This window comes from Neptunicoccus sediminis (genome assembly GCF_001719615.1).
Taxonomy (GTDB): Bacteria; Pseudomonadota; Alphaproteobacteria; order Rhodobacterales; family Rhodobacteraceae; genus Amylibacter; species Amylibacter sediminis.
The window spans coordinates 95,927-118,905 of sequence record NZ_MDVX01000003.1 but is presented as its reverse complement, the minus strand read 5'-3'; the positions used below and the strand labels follow the sequence as shown (position 1 = coordinate 118,905).

Genomic DNA, 22,979 nt, shown 5'->3' with positions numbered 1-22,979 from the left:
CGATGCCGGATGGCATCAAACCTGCTGTGTCACGTCCAGCAGTACCAACACGCCGCGTGTCAGAACGAAGCCGACCACACCGTAGACCGCCATCCAGATCCGGCGCTCCAGACGCTCCAGCGAACTCTCGATCATCTCTAGCCACCGCTCCAGCGCGATCCAGCGTTCATCCGTCACCTGCCGGTGGGTTTCCAGCTTCGCCGCCGCCTCGAAAGGCTCGTATAAATACCGCGATCCGACGCCCCTACTCATCCGGTTCAGCCGGCAACCCCAACAGCCTCCGCTTTTCCCGATCCGACAGGAAATCCGCCTCGGATACACGCCGCCACTGGGCCTCCCGCTCGATGGCGAGCGCCGGAATACCGTCCAGATCCGCATGAACCCGCAAATCTTCCCCGTAAAATTGTGGCAGCCAGGCTGACAAGGCCGCCCCCAGCTTTTGCGCCAGCGGCAAAACCGTCAGCCGGTAAAAGGCGCGGTTCGCTTCGGCATAATTCGCATATGTCGCATCTCCGGGCAGCCCCAGCAGCATCGGCGGCACCCCAAAGGCCAAAGCCACCTCCCGCGCGGCACTTTCCTTGGTTTTCTGGAACTCCATATCCGAGGGCGAAAACCCCATCGGCTTCCAGTCCAGACCGCCCTCCAACAACATCGGACGCCCTGCATTGCGTGCCCCCTGATGGTTCGCCTCAATTTCCTCAACCAGCCGGTCATACTGATCCGCCTGTAAACTGCCCTGACCATCTACCCCGCGATACACAATCGCACCGCTAGGCCGCGCCGCATTATCCAGCAGCGCTTTAGACCAGCGGCACGCCGCATTATGCACATCCAGCGCCGTGGCTGCCGCCTGTATCGGGGACAACCCGTAATGATCGTCCAGCGGATGAAACGCCCGCACATGACAAACCGGCGGCAACTCTGCTCCCATGTCAAACCGCACCTTGCGCGCCCCGACTGCATATTCATACGCTACCGGCCAGCCGTCAGCGCCCGGAACCACCTTCATCCGATCCGAGCGCAGCACATATACCTCGGCCGGCCCGCCACCTGCGCCGCTCCCCGCAGCCTCAAGATACCCATCACCGGACAGTAGAAACTGCCCGTAGAAACTCTCCAGCAGGTCCGCCCCCCCCTGAAGACCGTTCGGCCGCGCCAGCAGGTCAACCAGCGGATGCACATCAAAGCGTCGCTCCGGCCCGCTCACCACCAAAGGAACCGCCGCAGCCGCCTCCGCGATCATCTTCACACAGCGGAATCCAACCGGATTGGACAGAAAACCGCTGCGCGTCAAACTCGCCACATCCCGCGCCGACCATGCAGGCCGCCCCGCACCGTGAAACGCGATCACCGGCCCCGCGGCCGAGGCTTTTTCTTCGGGCACATCCCTTTGGGACGCACTGCGCAAAAATTGCAGTACCATCTGAATTTACTCCTAATGTGTATTTGAAACAGTGCGTTACACGCCGACCTACAAGCGGCGTATCTGCGGCCTGTGAAAACTTGCCGCCGGATCAATCATCAAATCCGTCAGCGCCCAAACCAAGGCATCCACCCGATCCGGCGATCCTTTGCCTTCATACCCGAGCAACGTCATATCGCCCATCTGGGCCTCCAGCGCCTGCAAACCCGCCGCGTGAAACACGCGCCCCTGTTCATAAAGCGCCGCCACAGGCTCTGCCCGAACGGTTTTGCCGCGGGTCGCATGAACGCCCCGATACGCCAAAAGCGGGTCCTGCTGGCGCAATACGCTTTCCACCATGTCACCGCCCTGATTAACCTCGGCCACCACGCGATCCGCCTGCCAGCTCCGCGCCGCCTCGACCACCCGCGCAGCCCATTTCGCAGGGCTCGCCCCCCGAATGCTCGCATCCTCCAGCACCCAGGCCCGCCAGTCCTGCGGACCCGCGCCAGTCTTCTGCATCCCCGCAACCACAATGCCACAGGCATCCGCCGTGGATTTTCCCGAAGCCGGAGGATCCACCGCGACCACGATCCGGTCCATCTCCGGCACTTCGGCCCGCCGCAGCCCGTCCAGCCGCTCCAGCGGCCACAAAGCGCCCTCTGCATCTTCCAGCATCCGCCCGTCCAGCTCCTGACGGCCCAGACGCGTGCCGCTGTAATCCGTGTAAACCTTCTTTAGAAATCCGGGCGCAAGATTCGCCTTATTTGCCTCCGTTGCCGCATGGGTCACAACCGTATCGTCAGCCTTCAGAATCTCTTTCAACACCCCGATGTTACGCGGTGTGGTTGTCACCAGCGCCCGTGGCGCTTCCCCCAAACGCAGGGCGAACTGCAGCATATCCCAGCAGTCCCGCCCCTGCCGCCACTTGCCCAACTCGTCCGCCCAGGCGCAATCAAACTGCGGCCCGCGCAGCGCCTCCGGACTGCTGGCAGACATCGCCCAGGCTTCCGCTCCGTTCGGCCAGACCAGCACCCGTCGCGACCCATGCCACTCCGGTTTCCGGTCCGGCGGACTACAGGCCATAATGCCGCTCTCCCCGAACACCATAACCTCACGCACCTGATCCAGTGTTTCTCCCACCAGCGCCACACGACGATAACGACCAATGTCGCCCGCTTGTGGCCCCTCGACCTGCTGGCGCACCCATTCCGCACCGGCACGGGTCTTACCGGCCCCGCGCCCGCCCATGATCACCCATGTGGCCCAATCTCCCTTGGGCGCTCTTTGATGGGGCAAGGCCCACAGATCGAACAGATACGGCAGCGCCATCAGCGTCTGATCGCTCAGTCCTGCAAGAAACGTCTCAATCTCCGCTTCGCTGACGGAACCGAGCAAGTCTGTTAAGGACCTCGCGTCTCGCATCTTCAAGGTTGACGGCGTCGCCTTGGACGACACCGCGGATGGCGCTGCTATGTTTTTCAATGTGGGCCTCAAGCGACGTTACATGCAAAACCGCAGTGCTGTATTCCCGTACAAGGGCTAACAACTGCGCGGTTGTCATAGGTTCGGCATTCGGAGACTTCTCCGACAGGTCCCGGATAATACGCTGACGCAACTCAGCGACAGCCGCCCGTGCCTCACGCAAAGCCAAAGGCAGCGCGTGCACATCCACGTTCTCAATCTTCGTCATATTATAAGAGTTCCTATCGGTGTTGTCACCGGGACGGTAGAAACAAAAAACGACCCAAGGCATCTGCTGCCAGGGTCGTTACCCACTTCTTCCATCTTGTCCAAAGGTATATCCAAGACCGGTCGCAAAGTCAATCAAACGCGCAATGCCCGCGCAACACCAAAGGCGCAACACGGGCATCAAGCCATTGACATCTATAAACTTCCTACAGAACGCAGGGCGTCAGCCTCCGTTGCTCTGCCGCCGTTTCTCAGCTTCGATCTTGCGCCATTTCGCAACATTCGCGTTGTGCTCGACCAGAGTTTCCGCAAAAGCATGCCCCCCGGTACCGTCAGCAACAAAGAACAGATTGTTGCTCTCGTTGGGGTGCAGCGTCGCATGGATCGCGTCCCGTCCGGGGTTCCCGATCGGTCCGGGCGGCAACCCTTCGATGATATAGGTGTTGTACGGCGTCTTCTTGGACAACTCGCTGCGCCGCAAACCCCGTTCCAGAAAACCTTCGCCGTTGGTAATCCCGTACTCCACCGTGGAGTCCATCTGCAACTTCATGCCCTTATTCAGCCGGTTTACAAAAACCGCAGCAACCTCGGCCCGTTCCTCCGCAACACCAGTCTCTTTTTCAATGATCGACGCCAGCGTCAACGCAGCTTCCGGCGTGTCAAACGGCAGCCCCTCGGCCCGGTTCTCCCATTCCTCCGCCAGAATACGCTCCTGCGCGGTGAACATCTGCTCGATCACATCTTCTACAAGTGTACCACGCCGCACCTCGTACGTATTCGGGGACAGCATGCCCTCCGGTGGCACATTCTCGAACGTACCGCCAAGGAAATCCGCTTGCTTCAGGCTTTCTACGATCTGCCAGCTTGTGGTGCCTTCTGCCACCGTGATCCGGTAGACAATCGGCGTTTTGGCCTCGACCAGTCTGGCATAAGGCTCCGGCAGTTCCCCGCCCTCCTCGAACTCCGCCAGTTCTTCGGTCTTGCCTGTACCCGGCTCCCGCTCGGACAAAGTCATCTTTGCACCGCGAATACCGATCCGGTAATTGGCAAGGAACCGGAACGACCCGGCACCGCCCTTGGTGACAATATCCAGAATATCCGCCATCGAAGCACGGGCCGGAATTTCGTAATTCCCGAACTTCAACTGGCTCGCCTGACCGTTATAATCCGACGCAACCCGCATGATCAGCCCGTAGGACACAGCCCCCTGCTCCTCCAGCGTCTTGGACAGCCGGCTGACCGTGCCGCCGCGCGGTACCTCGATGTAAATAGAGCTTTGCAACGGTCCGGGACGGGTGAACTCCGCCTTGGCCCAAAAGAACAAGCCGCCGGCAACCACCAGCAGCACAATCAAAAGGTTGACGAAGTTCGCCGCGATATGCCGTGCCATCTATGCGCTTTCCGCTGTGCCGCCGGTGCTCTCACCGGTGCGGCAAATATCTTACCGTGTTCCGATCAGGGACGCTTAAGACGCGCGCCCCATAATCAGGCAAGCGTTCGTACCACCAAACCCGAAAGAGTTCGACAGCGCGACTTCAATCTCCCGTTTACGCGCGGAATTCGGCGCAAGGTCGATAGTGCTGTCCACAGCCGGATTGTCCAGATTGATCGTCGGCGGGGCAATCTGGTCCCGCAGCGCAAGAATACAAAAGATCGCCTCAACCGCACCGGCAGCGCCCAACAGATGCCCGATCGACGATTTGGTCGAAGACATTGTCGCATCCTTGGCATGATCCCCAAGCAACCGTTCCACAGCGCCCAGTTCAATCGTATCAGCCATCGTAGAAGTGCCGTGCGCATTGATATAATCAACGTCCTCCGGCTCCAGTCCGGCCCGTTTCAGCGCCGCTTTCATGGCACGGAAACCACCATCACCATCCTCGGACGGGGCGGTGATGTGATACGCATCCCCGGACATCCCATACCCGAGAACCTCTGCATAAATCTTCGCACCGCGCGCCTTGGCGTGTTCGTATTCTTCCAGAACCACGATCCCCGCGCCCTCACCCATGACAAACCCGTCACGGTCCGTATCATAAGGGCGGCTCGCAGATTTCGGGTCGTCACGACGCTTCGTGCTCAGCGCCTTACAGGCGTTGAAACCCGCCATGCCAATCTCGCAGATCGCACCTTCAGCACCACCGGCAATCATCACATCCGCATCATCCAGCGCGATAATCCGCGCCGCATCGCCAATCGCATGGGCACCAGTGGAACACGCCGTCACAACCGAATGGTTCGGGCCTTTAAAGCCGTATTTGATGGAAACCTGACCGGAAACCAGATTGATCAGCGCCCCGGGAATAAAGAAAGGAGACACCCGACGCGGCCCTTTTTCCTTCAGGGTGATCGCAGTCTGCGCAATAGAATCCAGACCGCCAATGCCGGAACCGATCAATACACCAGTGCGGTGGAAGTCTTCTTCCTCTTTCGGGGTCCAGCCGCTGTCTTCCACAGCCTGTGTCGCCGCCGCGATCCCATACAGGATAAAGTCATCCACTTTGCGCTGCTCTTTCGGCTCCATCCAGTCATCCGGATTGAACGTCCCGTCAGAGCCATCCCCGCGCGGAATCTCGCAGGCGTAATTTGTCGCCAGATGATCCGCATCAAACCGCGTGATAGTTCCCGCCGCGCTGTCACCCGCCAGCAAACGTTTCCATGTTTCTTCCACACCGCTAGCCAGCGGCGAAACCATACCCAAACCTGTGACAACAACCCGACGCATACTAGCCCTCGTATCTTGGTTCTTTACTTCCCAGCCTCTCTACAGCCTTGTGCCACTCTGGGCAAGTAATTGGCAGCGGCAAATATCAAAAGCGTTACAGGCATAAAGGCCGTTCAAACAAAGCTGGCAATTTCCTCCACCTCTGGAACCGCGACCTCCAGCGCCTTGCGCAGATCAACGGATTTGTTGAACAGCGCCCGCCCGATGATAACCCCGTCACAATGACCGGCATATTTCAACATAGAGACATCATCCAGCGTACGCACCAGCCCGCTGGCAATCACCGGATGCCGCGTGCTGGCTGCCAGAACCGAGATTTCCGACGCCCCGACCTCAATATCCTCAACATCCGCATCCACATCCGTAACAAGGAAACCCGCCAAAGGCGCATCGGCATAGCTGCGCAAAAAGGGAATCGGCGCGAACATGCTTTCTTCCCGCCAACCGTCCGTCAGCACCCGCCCCCGCCAGCAGTCCACCGCAACGATGATCTGATCAGGGAAAGCCCGCGCCAGTTGCTGCACCAGCGCCGGCTGCTTGACCGCCGCCGTTCCGATCACGATCCGCCCGGCCCCTTTGTCAATCCAGCGCACCGCCGTCTCGACACTGCGCATACCACCCGCCACCTGCACCGGAATACCAACCGTGCGAATGATCTCCTCAACAAGTTCCGCATTCTCGGAACCACCCTCAATCGCATTGAAATCCGTCACCTGCATCCAGGATGCCCCCGCATCGGCAAACCCTTTCGCCACGGTCAGCGGGTCCACATGCCAGACAGCAGCTTCTTCCAGACGGCCCCGTGTCAGGCTGACACATTTCCCGTCCTTTAGTTCAATCGTTGGATAAATGATCATGGCACAGCCTCCCCGGTATGTGATCTCTGGGAATCACTTTACCCGAACAGCGCCATATTCCCTAACACACCACCGACGTTTTAAGTCCAAAACGCAAAACGCGGCCCCGTTTGGGACCGCGTTTCAAAACTCTGTGGTGCAAGACCAAATGTCTTAGGAAGCTTCTTTGATGAACTTCACTGCATCGCCAAAGGACTGGATGGTTTCAGCCGCGTCGTCCGGAATCTCGATGCCGAATTCCTCTTCGAACGCCATAACCAGCTCAACCGTGTCGAGGCTGTCTGCGCCCAGATCGTCGATGAAGGATGCGCCTTCAACAACTTTATCTTCGTCAACGCTCAGGTGCTCGACAACGATTTTTCTCACGCGATCTGCGATGTCGCTCATGTTTTCTATCCTCATATTGCGCGAAAGCTCTGCCTTCGCCTTTGGCCCGCAAGCAGGCACCTCAAAAGATGATCACGAAGCCCAAAGGCCCCCGTTCACCGGTTAACTCGTGCCGCGCTATACCATAAGTTACCCTGTTGGCAAATGTTTTCCAATAGCAGTACAGGCACGCATCAGATTGGAAAGAAAACCCGATTTTTCCCGATTTCGCAATCCATTAAAGCAACAATTTGCAGCGATTGTCGGACAACCCGTCCGCCGCTCACTCCAATTTTCCCGTTTTTTGTAACAGTTTTACGCAGCACAAAGGAATCAGCGCCGCGCTGAAACCCGACTAACCCGCAACCAATCCCGTCAGCAGCAAGGCTTGCGCCCCCCAATAGGTCCCCCAAACCGCAAAAGGCGTCAGGCGCCGCAGCGGATTTGCAGCGGTAAGCACAAACAATTCCAGTGACAGGACAAAGTCCGACAGGATGAACAAAAACGCCCCGAAAAACGCCAGCACCAAAACGCCCGAGGCAGGCAGCACCAGCGCCGCACACCCCATCGCGACAATCACCGGAACATAGGCAACCACTGCGAACCGCAACGCTCCAGCCGTCCGGTACAGCAGAACAGCCATTCCCAAACCGACCAGCCCCAGCCCGATCACAGCCGTCAATCGGGGTTGCGCCCCAAGCCTGCTCATATCAGCTGAAGGATGGGTTAAAAACGTCGCGATGTAACACAGATGCCCCAGCGCAAACGCGCCAACCCCCAGCAGGAACAGCCGTGCACTGTCCCGCGACAGTGCAAAATCGCCCAGCGCACAAAAGCCAAGCGCGGCGATCAGCGGCCAATCCCCGCCCGCAACCCATCCGGCTAGGGCCAGACAGGTCACACTGGCGGTTTTAACGAATGACCGCACCACGCTCTCGGCGCGGTAGCAATAACCGACCCAATAGACCAGCGCACAAACCCCGCCGAGCGCCAGCAGAACCTGTGCCAGTGCAACAGCATCCCGCCCTTCTCCGGCTGACAGGGGCGTTAGCAGGGACAATCCCCGTTACACCTCTTCGGGGAAATGCTTAATGACCGAGCGGATCGGGTTCGGCGCCGCCTGCCCCAGCCCACAAATAGACGCATCCACCATCGCCACCGACAATTCTTCCAACAAGCTCTGATCCCACTGATCCTTCTGCATCAGCTTCACCGCTTTCTCACAGCCCACACGGCAGGGCGTACATTGCCCGCAGCTTTCGTCCTCAAAGAACCTCAGCATGTTCAGCGCCGCCCCCCGCGCACTGTCCTGATCGCTAAGCACGACCACAGCGGCGGACCCGATAAAGGTGCCATGCTCCTGCAAGGTATCAAAATCCAGCGGAATATCGTCCAGACTGGCTGGCAACAATCCAGACGAAGGTCCGCCGGGTTGATAGGCCTTAAAGCTGTGCCCCTCCAGCATTCCGCCGCAATAATCCTCGATCAAGGCGCGGATCGTTGTGCCCGCCGGGGCGATCTTCACACCCGGATTGCGCACACGACCCGAAACCGAATAGCTGCGCATCCCTTTGCGCCCGTTTACCCCGTGATCTCCGAAGATTTCCGGCCCCGAACGCGCAACCTTCGCGATCCAGTAGAGCGTTTCTACGTTATGCACCAAGGTCGGGCGGTTAAACACGCCAACCGAGGCTACAAAAGGCGGGCGGTGTCGCGGCATGCCTCTTTTCCCTTCGATGCTCTCAATCATCGCGCTTTCCTCACCGCAGATATAAGCACCCGCGCCGCGCCGCAGATCAATATACCCCGGAGCAACCAGCCCGCCCGCCTCCAGCGCGGCAATCTCGCGACGCAGGATTTCCAGAACCGCCGGATACTCGTCCCGCATATAGATAAAGCAGGTCTCTGCCTCTACAGCCCAGGCCGCAATCAACATGCCTTCCAGAAACACATGGGGTTCGCGTTCCAGAAAGTAACGGTCCTTAAACGTACCGGGTTCACCCTCATCCCCGTTCACCGCCAGATAGCGCGGACCTTCGTTCATCCGCACAAAGGACCACTTCTTGCCAGAGGGGAACCCGGCACCGCCCATGCCACGCAAACCGCTTTGCAACACGGCGTCCTGCACCTCATCCGGTGTCTTGCTGCCGCCGCGCAGGGCTTCCAGCGTCTGATACCCGCCATCGGCACGATAGTCGTCAAAAACTTCGTACTCCGGCACATGCGCATGGGTATCGCCGCCCGCAATCGCAGCTTGCACTTTTTCCACCGTGGCATGATCGATGTGATTATGCCCCAGCTCCAGCACGGGGGCAGTATCACACCGTCCCATACAGGGCGCACGCAACACGCGCACGTCCATACCGCTGGCATATTTCTGCGCCAGCGCAGTCAACAACTCTTGCGAACCGGCCAATTCACAAGACAGGGAATCACACACCCGTATCGTCAGATCCGGTGGCGCCTGTTCCCCTTCCTTGACCACATCAAAATGGGCGTAAAAGGTTGCAACTTCGTAAACTTCTGCCTGAGAAAGTTTCATTTCTTCTGCCAGTGCCGCTAAATGGGCCGCAGACAGACATCCATAGGCATCTTGCACCAGATGCATATGCTCGATCAGCAGATCACGGCGGCGCGGACGCCCCCCGAGCAGGGCTTGCACCTCTTCCAGCGCTTCGTCCTGAACCTGACGGCCTTTCGGCGTGTGACGGCCCTTGCCCTTGCCGGATTTCCATACACCTTTGCGCTCGTCTAAAGCCATGATCCTGTCTCCTTTATTCTGCCGCCACTCTACGCCGAAATACCGGCGGAAGCGAAACCGAAATGCGACAGGTTTTTAGGGATTCACGCTCTGGTCTGCCGGAAACTTGTGTCTGGCCCAAAGCGTTTTATGATTGCGGCCACATCCTAACGAAATATACCCATGCCCAGACACCTCAGCGCCTTCGCTCTTGTGACCCTTCTCCCCACGGTCCTCCTTGTGATCGCAGCCCAGCGCGGCGGTCTCTGGCCCCTGCTTCCACTGTTCCTGCTCGCTGGCGTCAACCATCTGATCGACGGCCTGTTTGAAAACCGCCCCGACAGTCCCGTTGAACGCGCCCTAAGCGATCTGCTTCCGGTCATTCTCGCCCTGTGCCACTTTGCCCTCCTCGCCCTCGCGATCCACGCGCTTGCAATCAAAACCGGCCCGCTGACAACAAAACTCCCGCTGTTCCTCGCCTTCGGCCTCTATTTTGCAACCGTCTCCAATGCCACCGGACACGAACTGATCCACCGCCGCCAGCGCCTGCCCTTCCTGCTTGGCAAATGGATCTTCATCTCCCACCTGTTCGGCCATCACACCTCGGCCCACAGGCTCGTCCATCACCCCTTTGTGGCAACACGGTTTGACCCCAACACCGCCCGCTATAACGAGAGCTTCTACACCTTCTACCGCCGTGCGTGGCGTGGCTCGTTCCGCGCCGGTCTCAGCGCAGAAAACACACGCCGCGGCCTGCCCGCCGAAAGCCGCCGGATCGACCTCTCGAACCCCTATTTCACCTATATCACCGGCGGCATCCTGTTCCTGACCCTCGCTGCCCTTGCCGCAGGTTGGGCCGGATTGATCACCTACTTCGGACTCGCGATCATGGCCCAGGGCGGCCTGCTGTTAACCGACTACGTACAACACTATGGCCTGACCCGCAGCGAAGGCGAGGACGGACGCCTCATGCCAATCGCCCCGCATCACAGCTGGAACGCCCCCCATTGGTTCACCCGCAACCTCACCCTGAACGCGCCGCTCCACTCCGATCATCACGCAAAACCGGCCCGTCCCTATACAGAACTTGAAAACCACCCCGCAGAGATCGCCCCCCAACTGCCCTATAGTCCGGGGATCATGTCCGTCATTGCGCTCAACCCGATCCGCTGGCGCCGCATCATGAACCCCAAAGTGGCGGAATGGGCGATGCGCCACCGAAAAAACACCTGACCCACCGACCCGATTGCAAAGGCTCAAGACTTGCGCATAGGCTCGGCCAACTTCCTAATCACCCGTGGACCCTATGTTTAGAACACTTCTCCTCACCGCCTCGATCTGCGCCGCGCTCACAGCTCCTCTATCGGCAGAGGGCAGCGGCGAAACCATCATCACACCGGATCAATTCGAAGCCCTAAGTACCGGCAAAACCCTCTATTTTGAACGCAACGGTCGCTTCTTCGGGGCAGAGCAGTTCTACACCCGCCGCCGCTCGCTCTGGATGAACGGGGCCAAGGAATGTCTCGACGGGGAATGGTTCGCCAAAAATGACCTGATCTGCTTTGACTATGGCACCGACCTAGACCCGCAGTGCTGGCATTTCATCGAACGCTCCGGCCAGTATTCGGCCCGCGCCGAAGGCGAATCCGCAGCCTTTGACATCCATCTCTATGACATCGACAATACACCGCTGGATTGCCAAGGCCCCGCTGTCGGCGCCTGAACGTTCAGAATAAGCTGCCCTGCTCGCCGCCGCCCGCGGATGTGTCTTTCTTCGCCGCCTTGCGTTTGGCGGGTTTCGCGGCCGCAGGTGCAGGCGCTGCTCCCTCGGATGCGACTGGCACAACACCGTCCCGAAACTGGATTTCCAACCCTGCATGACTGGCCGCCGTCGCAGCATCGGACACCAGCCCGCCAGCCCCGTCGCGCACCACCGCATAGCCTCGCTCCAAAGTCGCTTGATAGCCCAGCGTCTCGCGCAACCGCTCCAGCCCGTCCAACCGACTGCGCCAGTCACGACCCTGTGTCTGCGCAGCCCGCACGAACCGCCGCTCTATGTTTTCCAGCCGTTCCCGCTTGCTCTCAACCGCCCGTTGCAGCACCTGAGGCCGCAATCCGGCCCCCTGTTCCACAAGTCGCGCCCGTCCCCGCTCGGTCACCGCCTGCAAGGCCCGCGGCAAGCGGCTGCCCATCAGGTCCAGCCGCTGCGCCTGCATCGCCACCAGATCCGCCGGATTGGGCAGGGCCCGTGACAAATCCCGCAACCGCTGCTGCCGCCGCGCCAGCCCGTCGCTCAACGCCCGCACCCGCCGCTCCTCCATAGAGGCCAGCCATGCCATCAACTCGCCGCGCACCGGAACCGCCAGTTCTGCCGCAGCCGTAGGCGTCGGCGCCCGCTGGTCCGAGGCATAGTCAATCAACGTCGTATCGGTTTCATGCCCCACCGCCGAAATCAGCGGAATCTTTGACGCTGCCGCCGCGCGAACGACCGATTCCTCGTTGAACCCCCAAAGATCTTCAATCGATCCACCGCCCCGCGCAACGATCAACAAATCAGGACGCGGCATCGCCCCACCGGGCGCCATCCGGTTGAACCCCTCAATGGCCGCCGCCACTTCGGGCGCACAGCGATCCCCCTGCACTGCCACCGGCCAGATCAAAACCTTGCGTGGAAACCTGTCCCGCAGACGGTGCAGAATATCGCGGATCACAGCGCCAGATGGCGATGTCACCACCCCGATCACCCCCGGCAAGTAGGGAATCGGCCGCTTGCGGCCACTGTCAAACAACCCCTCTGCTGCCAGCGCCTTCTTGCGCTTTTCCAGCATGGCCATCAACGCGCCCACTCCGGCCACGCGCAATTCCATCACGTTCATCTGGTATTTGGACTGTTTGGGAAAGCTGGTCAGCTTGCCCACCGCGACAACTTCCATCCCCTCTTCGGGCTGCACAGACAGACGCCCTGCCTGCCCCTTCCACGTCACCGCATTCAACACAGCGCCATCGTCCTTGAGGTCATAATAAATATGCCCCGAGCCATAGCGGTTCACCCGCCCGATCTCGCCGCGCACCCTGACATGGGAAAAACGCCCCTCAATGGTGCGTTTCACCGCCCCCGAAATCTCGGACACACTGAATTCCGGCGCATTTTGCCCCGGTTCCGGATCATCAATTAGGTCAGACATGGATTGCTTCTCTTGCGGTTCGCATCGCCCGAACATAAAAGAACCGCAACCTCGGGGGCAAGAGCGGAGAGCAGCCATGAACATCCTTATTTTAGGCAGCGGTGGACGGGAACACAGCATCGCATGGGCCGTGAAGCAAAATCCGAAATGCGATCACCTGATCTGCGCTCCGGGCAATGCGGGTATGGCCTCTGTCGCCACTTGCATGGAACTTGACATCCTCGACGGGCAGGCTGTCGTGTCCTTTTGTAAAACCCACGACATCGACTTTTGCATCATCGGTCCCGAAGCCCCGCTTGCCGCGGGCGTTGCGGACGACCTGCGCGCTGCCGACATCCTCACATTCGGGCCTTCCGCCGCCGCCGCACAACTGGAATCCTCCAAAGCCTTCACCAAATCCATCTGCGATGCCTCCGGCGCCCCCACCGCCGCCTACGGTCATTTCACCAATGCGAAAGCCGCCAAAACCTACATCAGGGAACAGGGTGCGCCGATCGTCGTGAAAGCGGACGGGCTTGCCGCAGGCAAAGGGGTCGTCGTCGCGATGACTTTGGAAGACGCGCTCGCCGCCGTTGACGATATGTTCGACGGCTCCTTTGGCGATGCCGGCGCAGAAGTCGTGATCGAAGAATTCATGGAAGGTGAAGAAGCCTCCTTCTTTGTCCTCTCTGACGGCACCTCTATCCTGCCTATCGGCACCGCGCAGGACCACAAACGGGCCTATGACAACGACGAAGGCCCCAACACCGGCGGCATGGGCGCCTATTCCCCCGCACCGATCCTCACCGACGCCCTGCAAAAAAAGGCGATTGAGGAAATCATCCAGCCAACCATTGACGAAATGGCGATCCGCGGCACCCCCTATGAAGGCGTGCTTTACGCAGGTTTCATGATCAAGGACGACCAACCCCGTCTGGTGGAATATAACGCCCGCTTTGGCGATCCGGAATGTCAGGTCATCATGATGCGTCTGGGCGCCCAAGCCCTCGACGTCCTTATCGCCTGCGCCGAACAGCGCCTCGACCAGGTCAGCCTCAACTGGGCCGACGATCACGCATTAACAGTCGTGCTCGCCGCCAAGGGCTATCCGGGCGCCTATGAAAAGAACACGCAAATCAACGGTCTGGACACGATTGAGCGTAGCTCCAAAGCGCAAGTTTTTCACGCAGGCACCAAACAGGACGGCGATGCAATCTGCGCCACCGGAGGCCGCGTCCTCAACGTCACCGCCAGAGGCGACTCCCTGCAAGAAGCCCGGGACCGCGCCTATGCCATGATCGACCAGATCGACTGGCCCGAAGGCTTCCACCGCAAGGACATCGGCTGGCGCGCCCTCAAATAAAGACAGAGCCAAGCTCTTTTTGGTATAAATATCCAAAAACAAAACGGCGCCCAGAGTGGCGCCGTTTCAGTTAGCAAAACCACATAAATCGGTATTAGGCCGCAGCACGCACCGCCGCAGAAATATCCCCCACAACCTGTTTCAACAGCGCCGCATCCTCACATTCGCCCATCACCCGCACCAAGGGCTCGGTACCGGATTTGCGGATCAACAGACGCCCGGAAGAGGCCAACGCCGCCTCACCTTCCGCAATCGCCTGCTGCACGGCCGCATTTTGCAACGGGTCCGGCCCTTCACCGTAACGCACATTTTCCAGCAATTGCGGATAAGGCTCAAACACACGGGACAGCATGCTCGCGGTTTTCCCGCTCTGCACCAACGCCCCGAGGAACTGGAGCGCGGCAATCAACCCGTCGCCGGTGGTCACATAATCGCGCATCACAATATGGCCCGATTGCTCTCCGCCAAGGTTAAAGCCGCCCTTGCGCATTGCCTCAACCACGTAGCGATCCCCCACATTGGTGCGCAGCATGGTCATCCCGCGCCCTTCAAGATGCTTCTCCAGCCCCATGTTGGACATCACAGTCGCAACCAGCGTGTCATGGGCCAAACGGCCTGATGCCGACCATTGCTGTGCAATTAATCCCATGATCTGATCACCATCCGCCACACGGCCTTTTTCGTCAATCAGCATCACTCGGTCGGCATCACCATCAAGACAGATCCCCACATCCGCGCCATTGGCCACAACCGCCTGCGCCGCAGTCTCGGGGTGGGTCGATCCACAGCCTGCATTGATATTGAACCCGTTCGGGGACACACCGATCGGTATAACCTCGGCCCCAAGCTCCCACAGCACCATCGGCGCTGCTTTATAGGCCGCACCATTGGCGCAATCCACCACCACCTTCAGCCCTTCCAGCAGACGCTGACGGGGAAAGGCGGTCTTGGCAAACTCCATATACCGGCCCAAAGCATCATCAATCCGCTTGGCATTGCCGATATTCTCAGGACGGGCCAGATCAATCTCGCCCATTACCAGTCCTTCGATCTCAGCCTCGGCTGCATCCGACAGCTTGTATCCGTCCGGCCCGAAAAACTTGATGCCATTGTCATGGTGGGGGTTGTGGGACGCCGAAATCATTACACCCACATCTGCCCGCATGGATCGCGTCAACATGCCCACCGCGGGCGTCGGAACCGGACCAAGCAGAAACACATTCATACCGGTGGAGGTAAATCCACCCGTCATCGCGTATTCAAACATATAGCTGGAACGGCGTGTATCCTTGCCGATCACCACACGGTGCTCTTTCTGGTCCTTGCGAAAATACCGCCCCGCCGCCGCGCCGAGCTTCAACGCCATATCCGCTGTCATCGGATAGCTGTTCGCGCGCCCGCGCACCCCGTCCGTCCCAAAAAGTTTCCGGCTCATCTACCCTCCCTCACGCTATTACAGCGTTGCCTGCCACAAAGAGATCGCCTGCTTTGTCGCCTTGATGTCATGTACCCGCAATATCTGCACACCTTGGCGCAGGGCCTCAAGCCCAAGCGCAACCGATCCCGGCCCCCGATCGGCAGCTTCCGGCGCATTTCCGATCACGCCAATGAAACGTTTGCGTGAAACGCCCAGCAAGATGACACATCCCAGACCGTGAAACAGTGACATTCCACGGATCAGTGCCAGATTATGCGCGATGGTCTTACCAAACCCGATGCCCACATCCACCACGATCTGTCCACGGGGGATGCCGTGGTTTTCCGCATAGGCCACACGTTCGGCCAGATGGTCGTACACATCTAACAACACATCGCTGTATTGCGGATCATCCTGCATGGTTTTGGGATCGCCCTGCGCATGCATCAGACAGACCGACACCCCGTGCCGCGCCGCCACAGCCGCGCTGTTGGGGTCATAGCAAAATGCGGTCACATCGTTGAACATGGACGCCCCCGCAGCAAGGGCCGCGTCCGCCACCTCGGCTTTGCGGGTGTCAATGGACACTGGCAGGTCAAACCCGCCTGCCCGCAGCGCTTTGATAACCGGAACGGTTCGCGCGATTTCTTCTGCCACCGGCACAAATGCCGCACCGGGACGGGTGCTCTCGCCGCCGATGTCAAAAATATCCGCACCGTTATCAGCCATTTCAAACCCGCGCGACACGGCTTCATCGAAACGGTTATGCAGACCACCATCGGAAAAACTGTCCGGTGTGGTGTTCAGGATCCCCATGATCCTCGGCGCATCCATCGACAGCCCGCACACCAATCCCCGTGGCGCCACAAAATTACGCAGTTCGGCCTCGGGCACCAGCGCCGCCGGGATAACCTCCGGCGCGGCCTCGCGTGACAGACGCTCTACATGAGTGAACCAGCTCCAGCCCCCTGCCAGTGTCAGCGCACCGCTCGGGCGATGCCGGTCGGTTTGAACGATAGGGCGGTAATATACAGCGCTCATGGCTCCAGCACCTTCCGGTAATAGATCACCTTCTCGGTCTGCTCGAACCCCAGTCGTTCATGCATCAACTGGGACGAATAATTCGACAGCTCCACATCAGAGCCGAATTCGACGAATCCAGCCCGTTTAGCCCGCACAAGCAGGAATTCGATCAAGGCCCGCGCAATCCCCTGCCCGCGGTAAGTGTCATCGACCCAGACCCCTTCAAGGAACGGGACCGGCTGGGAGTTGCAGCCATTGGCGTAATCCCGCAACCCGTATTCCGCGAAGCCGACCGCCTGCCCGTGTGCTTCGGCCAGAAAGGCAGACCGTTTGGAGGATTTGTTAATCCTGCCAATTTCCGCCAGCAAAGCCTCGTCCGAGAACTTGGGCCAGAGCTTGCGATACATGCCCAGCCAGACATCCTGATCCAGCCCGCGCATCTCTCTGATGGTTACATCCAAATCCACTCGAACTACCTGCTTTCGTCCCAGCGCACAGCCATCTGCGCACTTATCCCTGCAAAAGCAGCAAATACAAAGAAAATCAAGCCATAGCGCAGCTCGACAGCGCCGTGGAACACGCCCACGACCGCAACACCGATCATACCGACCCCGAACCGCGACGACATCGCAAAGGCAGAGGCAATCCCCTTGCGGGCCTCAAACTGGTCCATCACACCGGTGAGCGCGTTTGATCCGATCACATGCAGCAACGGCATAATAACAAGCCCTGCCACGTAAACCGCCCAACGGTCAAACACACCAAAGGTGCCGCAAAACATCAAAGCGCCGCAGGCCATCGCGATCAGACCCTGCCACAACAGCGCCTCTCGATAACCGATCCGCCCCACCAGATAGATATTCACGAAATTTGCCGCGCCAGCCAAGGCAGCCCCCGCCGCAAAGAGCCACGCATAACCCGAAACGGACAATCCGTAAGTTTCAACGTAAAGGAAAGGTGTTGCGGAAACGTAAACGAAAAACAGCCCCGATATACCTGATAGCGCCGCGACATACATCATCGCTACTGGATTCTTCATAATTCCCACATACCCCGTCAGCACCTTACCCGGATGCAGCGATTGACGCTGTGAGAGGGGCAAAGTTTCGGGCAATTTCATAAAACTTGCAGCGAAAGCCGCGACAGACCCCGCTGCCAGCCCCCAGAAAATCCAGCGCCATCCCCACCATTCCGCGACCCAACCGCCAAGCACAGGCGCAAGCATCGGCGCAATCACCATGACCATCATGATCGCAGACTGGCGTTGTGACAGCCGGTCCCCCGAATATAAATCCGCCAGCAAAGCACGCCCCGCCAACAGCGATGCACTGCCCGTAATGGCTTGCAGGAACCGGAAAACAACCAGCATTTCTGCGCTGCTCACCAGCGCACACCCCACAGAAAACACGCCAAATCCCGCCAGTCCCCAGACCAAAACCGGACGCCGCCCGATGGTGTCCGACACCGGGCCGGAAAACACCGGACCAAGGGCCGTGCCCAGCAGGTAAGACCCGATCGAATATTGCACCATCGCCTCAGAGGTCGCCAGATCCCGCGCGATCAAACCAAAAGCCGGCAAATAGGCATCCACCGCAAACGGGCCCAGCATCACTACCGCAATCAACAGCGCCAATAAACTGCGCTCATGCGCTACCGGATCCAACCGCATCGTTTGCCCCTCGTCCCGCCAGCCCTAGAGGGCGTCCGGCGATGCCAGCGCAGCCGACCCTGCAACGCTCAGTCCCTTTGCGCCAAGCTCCTGCGCAATCCAGCGGGCGAGTTCCACCGCGCCGCTGTCGCTGTCCAGCCCGCTGTCCACCGCGTCCAATACCATCTTGGACGGCGCCCAAACAGAAAGCTGCCCGTTTTTGATCGCCCAATCCAGTTCGGTCCGGCTCGACACAACCACACATCGGGGGTCACGCGCCGAAAGCATCCAGGCATTCTGTTCGATTGCCAACAGCCGCAACCGCTGGTCAATCGCGCCCTGCCCCGTCGGTTCCGCTCCGGTCTCGACAGGTTCCAGACAGATGATCGCCGGCCGATCATGGGTGGCAACCGCGTTCAGCCAGTCAGCCCCCTGCCCATCGCTCAAGACAGCGTTAGGCAATAAAATCACCAAAGGTCGCAGCTCTGCGTTATCAACTGTCTGCCCTCCGGATAGGCCCGACTTGCTGCGCACGATCTCAACCCCCAAAGACCCCGGAATCCGGTCAAGCTTTTCGATCCGCACAAAAACCCGCTCTGCCTTGGCATGGGTCAGGATACGCTCTGCAATACGTTCCGCCAGTGTTTCCAACAGGTTCAGCCGCTCCGCTGCCAGTTCTGCGGCGATGGCTTCGGTGATCGTGTCATAGGACAGGACCTGATCCACATCATCCGTGTCCGCCGCCCCGTGACGCGCAACCTCCAGCACCACGTTAAACCGGATACGCTGCTCCACATCCCGCTCGGACTGGAACGCGCCGATCTCAACCGAGGTGGTGAAATCGCGCACCGAAATCCGGTCCAGCGGCGCATCTTGCGCCGTCGCCCGCGACCGCGCTTCAACCGTGTCAAACGCCAGTGATGTTTCGTTTGCCATGAAGACCCCTCACCCAAGATACCCTAGGCATCTACCCCCGGGTGCGCGACAAGACAACCTGTAGTGTTGCTAAACAGGTTAATGACATGGAACCGGATCGCCGCCAACCGCGTTCTTCCATCACAACGGCAGACACATAAGCAAACACATTAAACGCGAAATGCCCCTCTCGGGGCATCTCAAAAACAGTCGATTTCCGGTTGATCGCAAAACGGGATCAGCTCGGGTGGTAAAAGTAATGTGCACCAACCGCCGCCGTGCGACGGAATTTGCGGGACCAGCGCGGCTTGACCGCTTTCGTGTGATAGAACAACGCACCGCCGGTGACTTTGGGCAGACGGCCTTCAAGCATCAGCTTTGCCATTTTTGCCACACGCGCATAGGCACCCTTTTCGCGGTAAACCTCTGCATAGCCATCACATTTGTAGGAGAACTGACAGCCCGGCTTTCCGCCGACACCTTGGTTGATCACACCACAAACCGAATTGGGAAACTGCTTGGAGTTCTTGCGATTCACAATCACCTCTGCAACCGCCGCAATCCCCTTAAAGCTTTCGCCACGCGCCTCAAAATAGAGCGCTTCGGTCAGGCAGGCCCACTCTGAACCGCCTGTGGCTTTCGGTATTTGCTGAAGCTGTTTGAAATTTGTCACCGTAGAGGTCTCAACCGCCTCAGATTTCTCTTTCGGGCGGGACAAACTCGCGATACGAATAAGGGAATTACCGCCGACACCGGCAATTTTCTTCGCCCGATTCGTTCCCAAGGCTTCCAACTGGCGCCGCTCTTGCGCCAGAATGTTGTTGACCGGCTCAAGCCCCACATCAGCAGACGCGATTTGGGCGGAAGTCCCTATAGCCAAGGCAAAAATCGTGATCGCCGGACAAAGTCCGGTCTTGAGTTTTGACAGCATTTTCATAGCACACACATACGCCACACAAGTCTGGAGGCAGATTCCAGACCGTGCGGCCCCTCATTTTCCACATAAAACTTAAGGGGTCGTATAGTCGAATTTTGCGGTTTTGCACAGGGTTTCTAAAAACCGGCCTGTTTCAGCCGGTTTTGAACAAGGCTCCCCCCCTCAATCTCCGTCCCGAATTGCCGTCTGCGCCGCCGCCAATCGCGCCACCGGCGCACGGTAGGCAGAGCAGGACACGTAATCGAGCCCTAATCGGTGACAAAAAGCGACCGAAGCCGGATCGCCGCCATGTTCCCCGCACAAACCCAGCCCAATATCGCCACGGGCTTCCTTTGCACGGGCGACGGCAATGCTCAGCAACTCGCCCACACCGTCCTCGTCGATGGAATGGAAAGGATCTTCGGCAAACACGCCCCGGTTCACATAGGCCCGCATGAACCGCCCCGCGTCATCGCGGCTCAGACCATAGGTCATCTGGGTCAAGTCGTTGGTGCCAAAGCTCAGGAATTCCGCATATTGCGCGATCTGGCCGGATTTCAAAGCCGCCCGCGGGGTTTCCACCATCACGCCCACTGAATATTCCAGCCGCTGACCGGTGGCCATTTGCACTTCCGAGGCTACAACATCCACGCGGCCTTTGACGATTTCCACCTCTTTATTTGCGGAAACCAGTGGGATCATGATTTCGGGTTTGATCTGGGTGCCGAATTTCTTTTGCACCTGCGCTGCCGCTTCAAAAATTGCGCGGGCTTGCATGTCATAGATACCGGGCACCGTCAGCCCCAATCGCACGCCGCGCAAGCCCAGCATCGGATTGTATTGCTTCAGATCCTCGGCCCGCCCCAGAACCTTGGCCAAAGGCAGGTCCATCGCTTCGGCAAGACTGCGAATTTCCTGCGGGCTTTGGGGAAGAAACTCGTGCAGGGGCGGATCAAGCAAGCGGATACATACCGGCAGCCCCACCATTGTTTCAAACAGCTCTACAAAATCGGCCCGCTGCATCGGCAATAACCGGTCGAGCGCGGCCTGCCGGTCCCGATCCTGATCCGCAAAGATCATCTCGCGCATGGCTGTCAGACGGCCCGGCTCAAAAAACATATGTTCCGTGCGGCAAAGCCCGATCCCGTCCACACGAAACGTCTGGGCCAGCCGCGCATCCGTCGGCGTATCCGCATTGGCCCGCACCCCCAGCTTGCGAAACTCGTCCGTCCAGTCCAGCAGCGTATTGAACGCGCCGCTCAGGTCCGGTTCAATCAGGTCAGGCGCACCGGCGATCACCTCGCCCGTCGCCCCGTCAAGCGTGATCGTGTCCCCTTCGGAAAACTTGCGACCGTCGGGCAGTGCAAACCGTTTACGGCGGAAATCAATGTCAATATCGCTCGCCCCGACAATGCAGGGCAGGCCCAACCCCCGTGCAATCACCGCTGCGTGGCTGGTGATCCCGCCCCGCGCGGTCAGGATGCCCTGCGCCGAATGCATGCCCCGTATATCCTCGGGAGAGGTTTCGCTGCGCACCAGAATACAGTTTTCATTCCGTGCGGCACTGGCCTGCGCGGCCTCGGCACTAAAGACGACCTTGCCACAGTTGGCACCCGGACTGGCCGCGATCCCTTGGGTCAGAACCTCATACTGGGCCTTTGGGTCGATATGCCGGTGCAGCATTTCCGTCAGGGAACCGGGCGTCACCGACAACAGCGCCGCTTCCTTGCTTTGCAGCCCGTCCTGCGCCAGTTGCACCGCGATTTCCACTTCGGCCCGTCCGGAGCGTTCCGCCGGTCGCGCATCCAGCACCCAGACCTTGCCATCCTGAACCGAGAACTGGATCAGCACCTCGTCCCGCAGGATTTCCCGCGCTTGGGCGGTCAGGTCTTGCAGTTGCGCGAAAACATCCGGCACCACTTCTTCAAGGGAAGGACCGCGCAGATCACGCCCGAGATAAAACTCTCCGCCGCGCCCCGTGATAGAGTCATGCCCCTGACTTTCACTGATATAGCGCCCGTGGGTGCCCTGTGTCCCGGTGGCAAGCGCTGTGAACTGTGCACTGCCCACACCACATTCGCCCGCGCCGCTGCCCGCAACCATATCCTGAATGATAAGGCCCAGCCCCGCATCCATCGGCGCGCCCCGCGCCTGTCGCAAAATCCGCGCCGTAGTGCCTTCCCACATGCGTGCCACAGCCCGCAGAACCTGCTGCATCTGCACCACCGGATCTTGTGGAAACGGCTCGTCCAGTTCATCCTCGTAGAATTCCAGCAGCGCATCAATCAGGCGGCCGTAATCCCGCCCGCGATTGGTGAATTCCGCCTCCACCAGTTCTTCAAGATCATCCTCATCCAACCGTGCAACCTTTTGGGCATAGCTGCGGATAAAGCGGCTATACAGATCGTTCGCCCGTTCCAGCCCCATATCGCGGGCCAAAATATCACGGGTCCGGTCGCACATGCCGATGTTCAGCATCGCACGCGGCCCGCCCCAATTGCGCTGTTCGGGACTGCGCCGCACCGAATAAAGCGCCCCTTGCTTAAGCACATCTTTCAACGGTCCAAGATCCGGCACATTGCCAAGGGCCAATTGATGCACCGCAGCCTTGGACACCGCAAATCCACGGGGCACAGGCAGGCCCTGCGCCATCAGTTTGCCAAGAATTTCCGCCCGAATCCCGTAATGTTCAGCTGGTAGCGTGGCTGTGCCGGTAATTTCGGCAATATCAGCGAAATCCGCCATGTTTCA

The 22,979-nt window shown here is 59.3% G+C and carries 21 protein-coding genes; 3 read left to right on the top strand and 18 right to left on the bottom strand.

All coding sequences use genetic code 11. The annotated features are described in order from the left end of the window. Positions 1–15 precede the first annotated feature (15 nt). The 10 genes from BFV97_RS06995 to BFV97_RS06950 form a co-directional block, all read right to left on the bottom strand. Positions 16–252, bottom strand: coding sequence for a GTA head formation protein, RCAP_rcc01685 family (locus BFV97_RS06995; protein ID WP_069299635.1), 237 nt, complete (start codon positions 250–252; stop codon positions 16–18). Further along, positions 245–1,423, bottom strand: coding sequence for a phage portal protein (locus tag BFV97_RS06990; RefSeq protein ID WP_069299634.1), 1,179 nt, complete (start codon positions 1,421–1,423; stop codon positions 245–247). The genes BFV97_RS06995 and BFV97_RS06990 overlap by 8 nt, the downstream gene beginning before the upstream one ends. Before the next feature lie 48 nt (positions 1,424–1,471). Continuing rightward, positions 1,472–2,827, bottom strand: a complete 1,356-nt coding sequence (locus BFV97_RS06985) for a DNA-packaging protein (RefSeq protein ID WP_425412266.1) — start codon at positions 2,825–2,827, stop codon at positions 1,472–1,474. Further along, on the bottom strand, positions 2,769–3,095 hold the full coding sequence (locus BFV97_RS06980; RefSeq protein WP_069299633.1) for a hypothetical protein: 327 nt from the start codon (positions 3,093–3,095) through the stop codon (positions 2,769–2,771). Before BFV97_RS06980 ends, BFV97_RS06985 begins: the two co-directional genes overlap by 59 nt. Positions 3,096–3,317: 222 nt before the next feature. Continuing rightward, complete coding sequence (gene mltG, locus BFV97_RS06975) at positions 3,318–4,484, bottom strand: endolytic transglycosylase MltG (RefSeq protein WP_069299632.1); 1,167 nt, start codon at positions 4,482–4,484, stop codon at positions 3,318–3,320. A gap of 75 nt (positions 4,485–4,559) precedes the next feature. Next, complete coding sequence (gene fabF, locus BFV97_RS06970) at positions 4,560–5,819, bottom strand: beta-ketoacyl-ACP synthase II (RefSeq protein ID WP_069299631.1); 1,260 nt, start codon at positions 5,817–5,819, stop codon at positions 4,560–4,562. Between the two features lie 113 nt (positions 5,820–5,932). Next, positions 5,933–6,676: a 1-(5-phosphoribosyl)-5-[(5-phosphoribosylamino)methylideneamino]imidazole-4-carboxamide isomerase gene (locus BFV97_RS06965; protein ID WP_069299630.1), complete on the bottom strand. Its 744-nt coding sequence runs from the start codon at positions 6,674–6,676 to the stop codon at positions 5,933–5,935. Between the two features lie 153 nt (positions 6,677–6,829). Then, a complete protein-coding gene (locus BFV97_RS06960; RefSeq protein WP_069299629.1) occupies positions 6,830–7,063 on the bottom strand; it encodes an acyl carrier protein in 234 nt (77 codons plus the stop codon). A gap of 334 nt (positions 7,064–7,397) precedes the next feature. Next, positions 7,398–8,102, bottom strand: a complete 705-nt coding sequence (locus tag BFV97_RS06955) for a lysoplasmalogenase (RefSeq protein WP_108721649.1) — start codon at positions 8,100–8,102, stop codon at positions 7,398–7,400. 6 nt (positions 8,103–8,108) lie between these two features. Beyond that, positions 8,109–9,803 carry an NAD(P)H-dependent oxidoreductase subunit E gene (locus BFV97_RS06950; protein ID WP_069299628.1) on the bottom strand — a complete coding sequence of 565 codons (1,695 nt, stop codon included), beginning with the start codon at positions 9,801–9,803 and terminating at the stop codon, positions 8,109–8,111. Between the two features lie 162 nt (positions 9,804–9,965). On the opposite strand from BFV97_RS06950, the gene BFV97_RS06945 reads away from it, so the two are divergent. Both BFV97_RS06945 and BFV97_RS06940 read left to right on the top strand, forming a co-directional pair. After that, positions 9,966–11,015, top strand: a complete 1,050-nt coding sequence (locus BFV97_RS06945) for an alkane 1-monooxygenase (RefSeq protein WP_069299627.1) — start codon at positions 9,966–9,968, stop codon at positions 11,013–11,015. 73 nt (positions 11,016–11,088) lie between these two features. Further along, positions 11,089–11,505, top strand: a complete 417-nt coding sequence (locus tag BFV97_RS06940; RefSeq protein ID WP_069299626.1) for a hypothetical protein — start codon at positions 11,089–11,091, stop codon at positions 11,503–11,505. A gap of 4 nt (positions 11,506–11,509) precedes the next feature. Here BFV97_RS06940 and xseA read toward each other — a convergent pair whose 3' ends face one another. Continuing rightward, positions 11,510–12,967, bottom strand: a complete 1,458-nt coding sequence (gene xseA / locus BFV97_RS06935; RefSeq protein WP_069299625.1) for an exodeoxyribonuclease VII large subunit — start codon at positions 12,965–12,967, stop codon at positions 11,510–11,512. 76 nt (positions 12,968–13,043) lie between these two features. On the opposite strand from xseA, the gene purD reads away from it, so the two are divergent. After that, the gene (gene purD, locus BFV97_RS06930; protein WP_069299624.1) at positions 13,044–14,309 is read left to right on the top strand and encodes a phosphoribosylamine--glycine ligase; all 1,266 of its coding nucleotides are present in this window, start codon (positions 13,044–13,046) and stop codon (positions 14,307–14,309) included. A 94-nt stretch (positions 14,310–14,403) separates the two neighbouring features. On the opposite strand, the gene glmM is transcribed toward purD, so the two are convergent. The 7 genes from glmM to BFV97_RS06895 all read right to left on the bottom strand — a co-directional run bounded on the left by glmM (position 14,404) and on the right by BFV97_RS06895 (position 22,973). Continuing rightward, complete coding sequence (gene glmM, locus BFV97_RS06925; protein WP_069299623.1) at positions 14,404–15,744, bottom strand: phosphoglucosamine mutase; 1,341 nt, start codon at positions 15,742–15,744, stop codon at positions 14,404–14,406. Positions 15,745–15,762: 18 nt separating this feature from the next. Beyond that, positions 15,763–16,767, bottom strand: a complete 1,005-nt coding sequence (folP, locus tag BFV97_RS06920) for a dihydropteroate synthase (RefSeq protein WP_069299622.1) — start codon at positions 16,765–16,767, stop codon at positions 15,763–15,765. Then, the gene (locus tag BFV97_RS06915; protein ID WP_083225549.1) at positions 16,764–17,216 is read right to left on the bottom strand and encodes a GNAT family N-acetyltransferase; all 453 of its coding nucleotides are present in this window, start codon (positions 17,214–17,216) and stop codon (positions 16,764–16,766) included. Before BFV97_RS06915 ends, folP begins: the two co-directional genes overlap by 4 nt. Before the next feature lie 5 nt (positions 17,217–17,221). Then, positions 17,222–18,418, bottom strand: a complete 1,197-nt coding sequence (locus BFV97_RS06910; protein WP_069299621.1) for a multidrug effflux MFS transporter — start codon at positions 18,416–18,418, stop codon at positions 17,222–17,224. A 24-nt stretch (positions 18,419–18,442) separates the two neighbouring features. Beyond that, positions 18,443–19,333 (bottom strand): dihydroneopterin aldolase, encoded by an 891-nt coding sequence (locus BFV97_RS06905; protein WP_069299620.1) that lies wholly within the window; start codon positions 19,331–19,333, stop codon positions 18,443–18,445. A gap of 217 nt (positions 19,334–19,550) precedes the next feature. After that, positions 19,551–20,249, bottom strand: coding sequence for a cell wall hydrolase (locus tag BFV97_RS06900; RefSeq protein ID WP_069299619.1), 699 nt, complete (start codon positions 20,247–20,249; stop codon positions 19,551–19,553). 162 nt (positions 20,250–20,411) lie between these two features. Beyond that, entirely contained in the window at positions 20,412–22,973 is a 2,562-nt protein-coding gene (locus BFV97_RS06895) for a putative PEP-binding protein (protein ID WP_069299618.1), read from the bottom strand. Positions 22,974–22,979 lie beyond the last annotated feature (6 nt).

Coding starts and splice junctions, on each gene's coding strand:
- BFV97_RS06965 (WP_069299630.1), bottom strand. CDS start 6,676: ATGATCATTTATCCAACGATTGAACTAAAGGACGGGAAATGTGTCAGC.
- purD (WP_069299624.1), top strand. CDS start 13,044: ATGAACATCCTTATTTTAGGCAGCGGTGGACGGGAACACAGCATCGCA.
- BFV97_RS06905 (WP_069299620.1), bottom strand. CDS start 19,333: ATGGCAAACGAAACATCACTGGCGTTTGACACGGTTGAAGCGCGGTCG.
- BFV97_RS06995 (WP_069299635.1), bottom strand. CDS start 252: ATGAGTAGGGGCGTCGGATCGCGGTATTTATACGAGCCTTTCGAGGCG.
- BFV97_RS06980 (WP_069299633.1), bottom strand. CDS start 3,095: ATGACGAAGATTGAGAACGTGGATGTGCACGCGCTGCCTTTGGCTTTG.
- glmM (WP_069299623.1), bottom strand. CDS start 15,744: ATGAGCCGGAAACTTTTTGGGACGGACGGGGTGCGCGGGCGCGCGAAC.
- mltG (WP_069299632.1), bottom strand. CDS start 4,484: ATGGCACGGCATATCGCGGCGAACTTCGTCAACCTTTTGATTGTGCTG.
- BFV97_RS06960 (WP_069299629.1), bottom strand. CDS start 7,063: ATGAGCGACATCGCAGATCGCGTGAGAAAAATCGTTGTCGAGCACCTG.
- BFV97_RS06985 (WP_425412266.1), bottom strand. CDS start 2,827: ATGCGAGACGCGAGGTCCTTAACAGACTTGCTCGGTTCCGTCAGCGAA.
- BFV97_RS06900 (WP_069299619.1), bottom strand. CDS start 20,249: ATGAAAATGCTGTCAAAACTCAAGACCGGACTTTGTCCGGCGATCACG.
- BFV97_RS06945 (WP_069299627.1), top strand. CDS start 9,966: ATGCCCAGACACCTCAGCGCCTTCGCTCTTGTGACCCTTCTCCCCACG.
- BFV97_RS06895 (WP_069299618.1), bottom strand. CDS start 22,973: ATGGCGGATTTCGCTGATATTGCCGAAATTACCGGCACAGCCACGCTA.
- folP (WP_069299622.1), bottom strand. CDS start 16,767: ATGAGCGCTGTATATTACCGCCCTATCGTTCAAACCGACCGGCATCGC.
- BFV97_RS06940 (WP_069299626.1), top strand. CDS start 11,089: ATGTTTAGAACACTTCTCCTCACCGCCTCGATCTGCGCCGCGCTCACA.
- fabF (WP_069299631.1), bottom strand. CDS start 5,819: ATGCGTCGGGTTGTTGTCACAGGTTTGGGTATGGTTTCGCCGCTGGCT.
- BFV97_RS06990 (WP_069299634.1), bottom strand. CDS start 1,423: ATGGTACTGCAATTTTTGCGCAGTGCGTCCCAAAGGGATGTGCCCGAA.
- xseA (WP_069299625.1), bottom strand. CDS start 12,967: ATGTCTGACCTAATTGATGATCCGGAACCGGGGCAAAATGCGCCGGAA.
- BFV97_RS06950 (WP_069299628.1), bottom strand. CDS start 9,803: ATGGCTTTAGACGAGCGCAAAGGTGTATGGAAATCCGGCAAGGGCAAG.
- BFV97_RS06910 (WP_069299621.1), bottom strand. CDS start 18,418: ATGCGGTTGGATCCGGTAGCGCATGAGCGCAGTTTATTGGCGCTGTTG.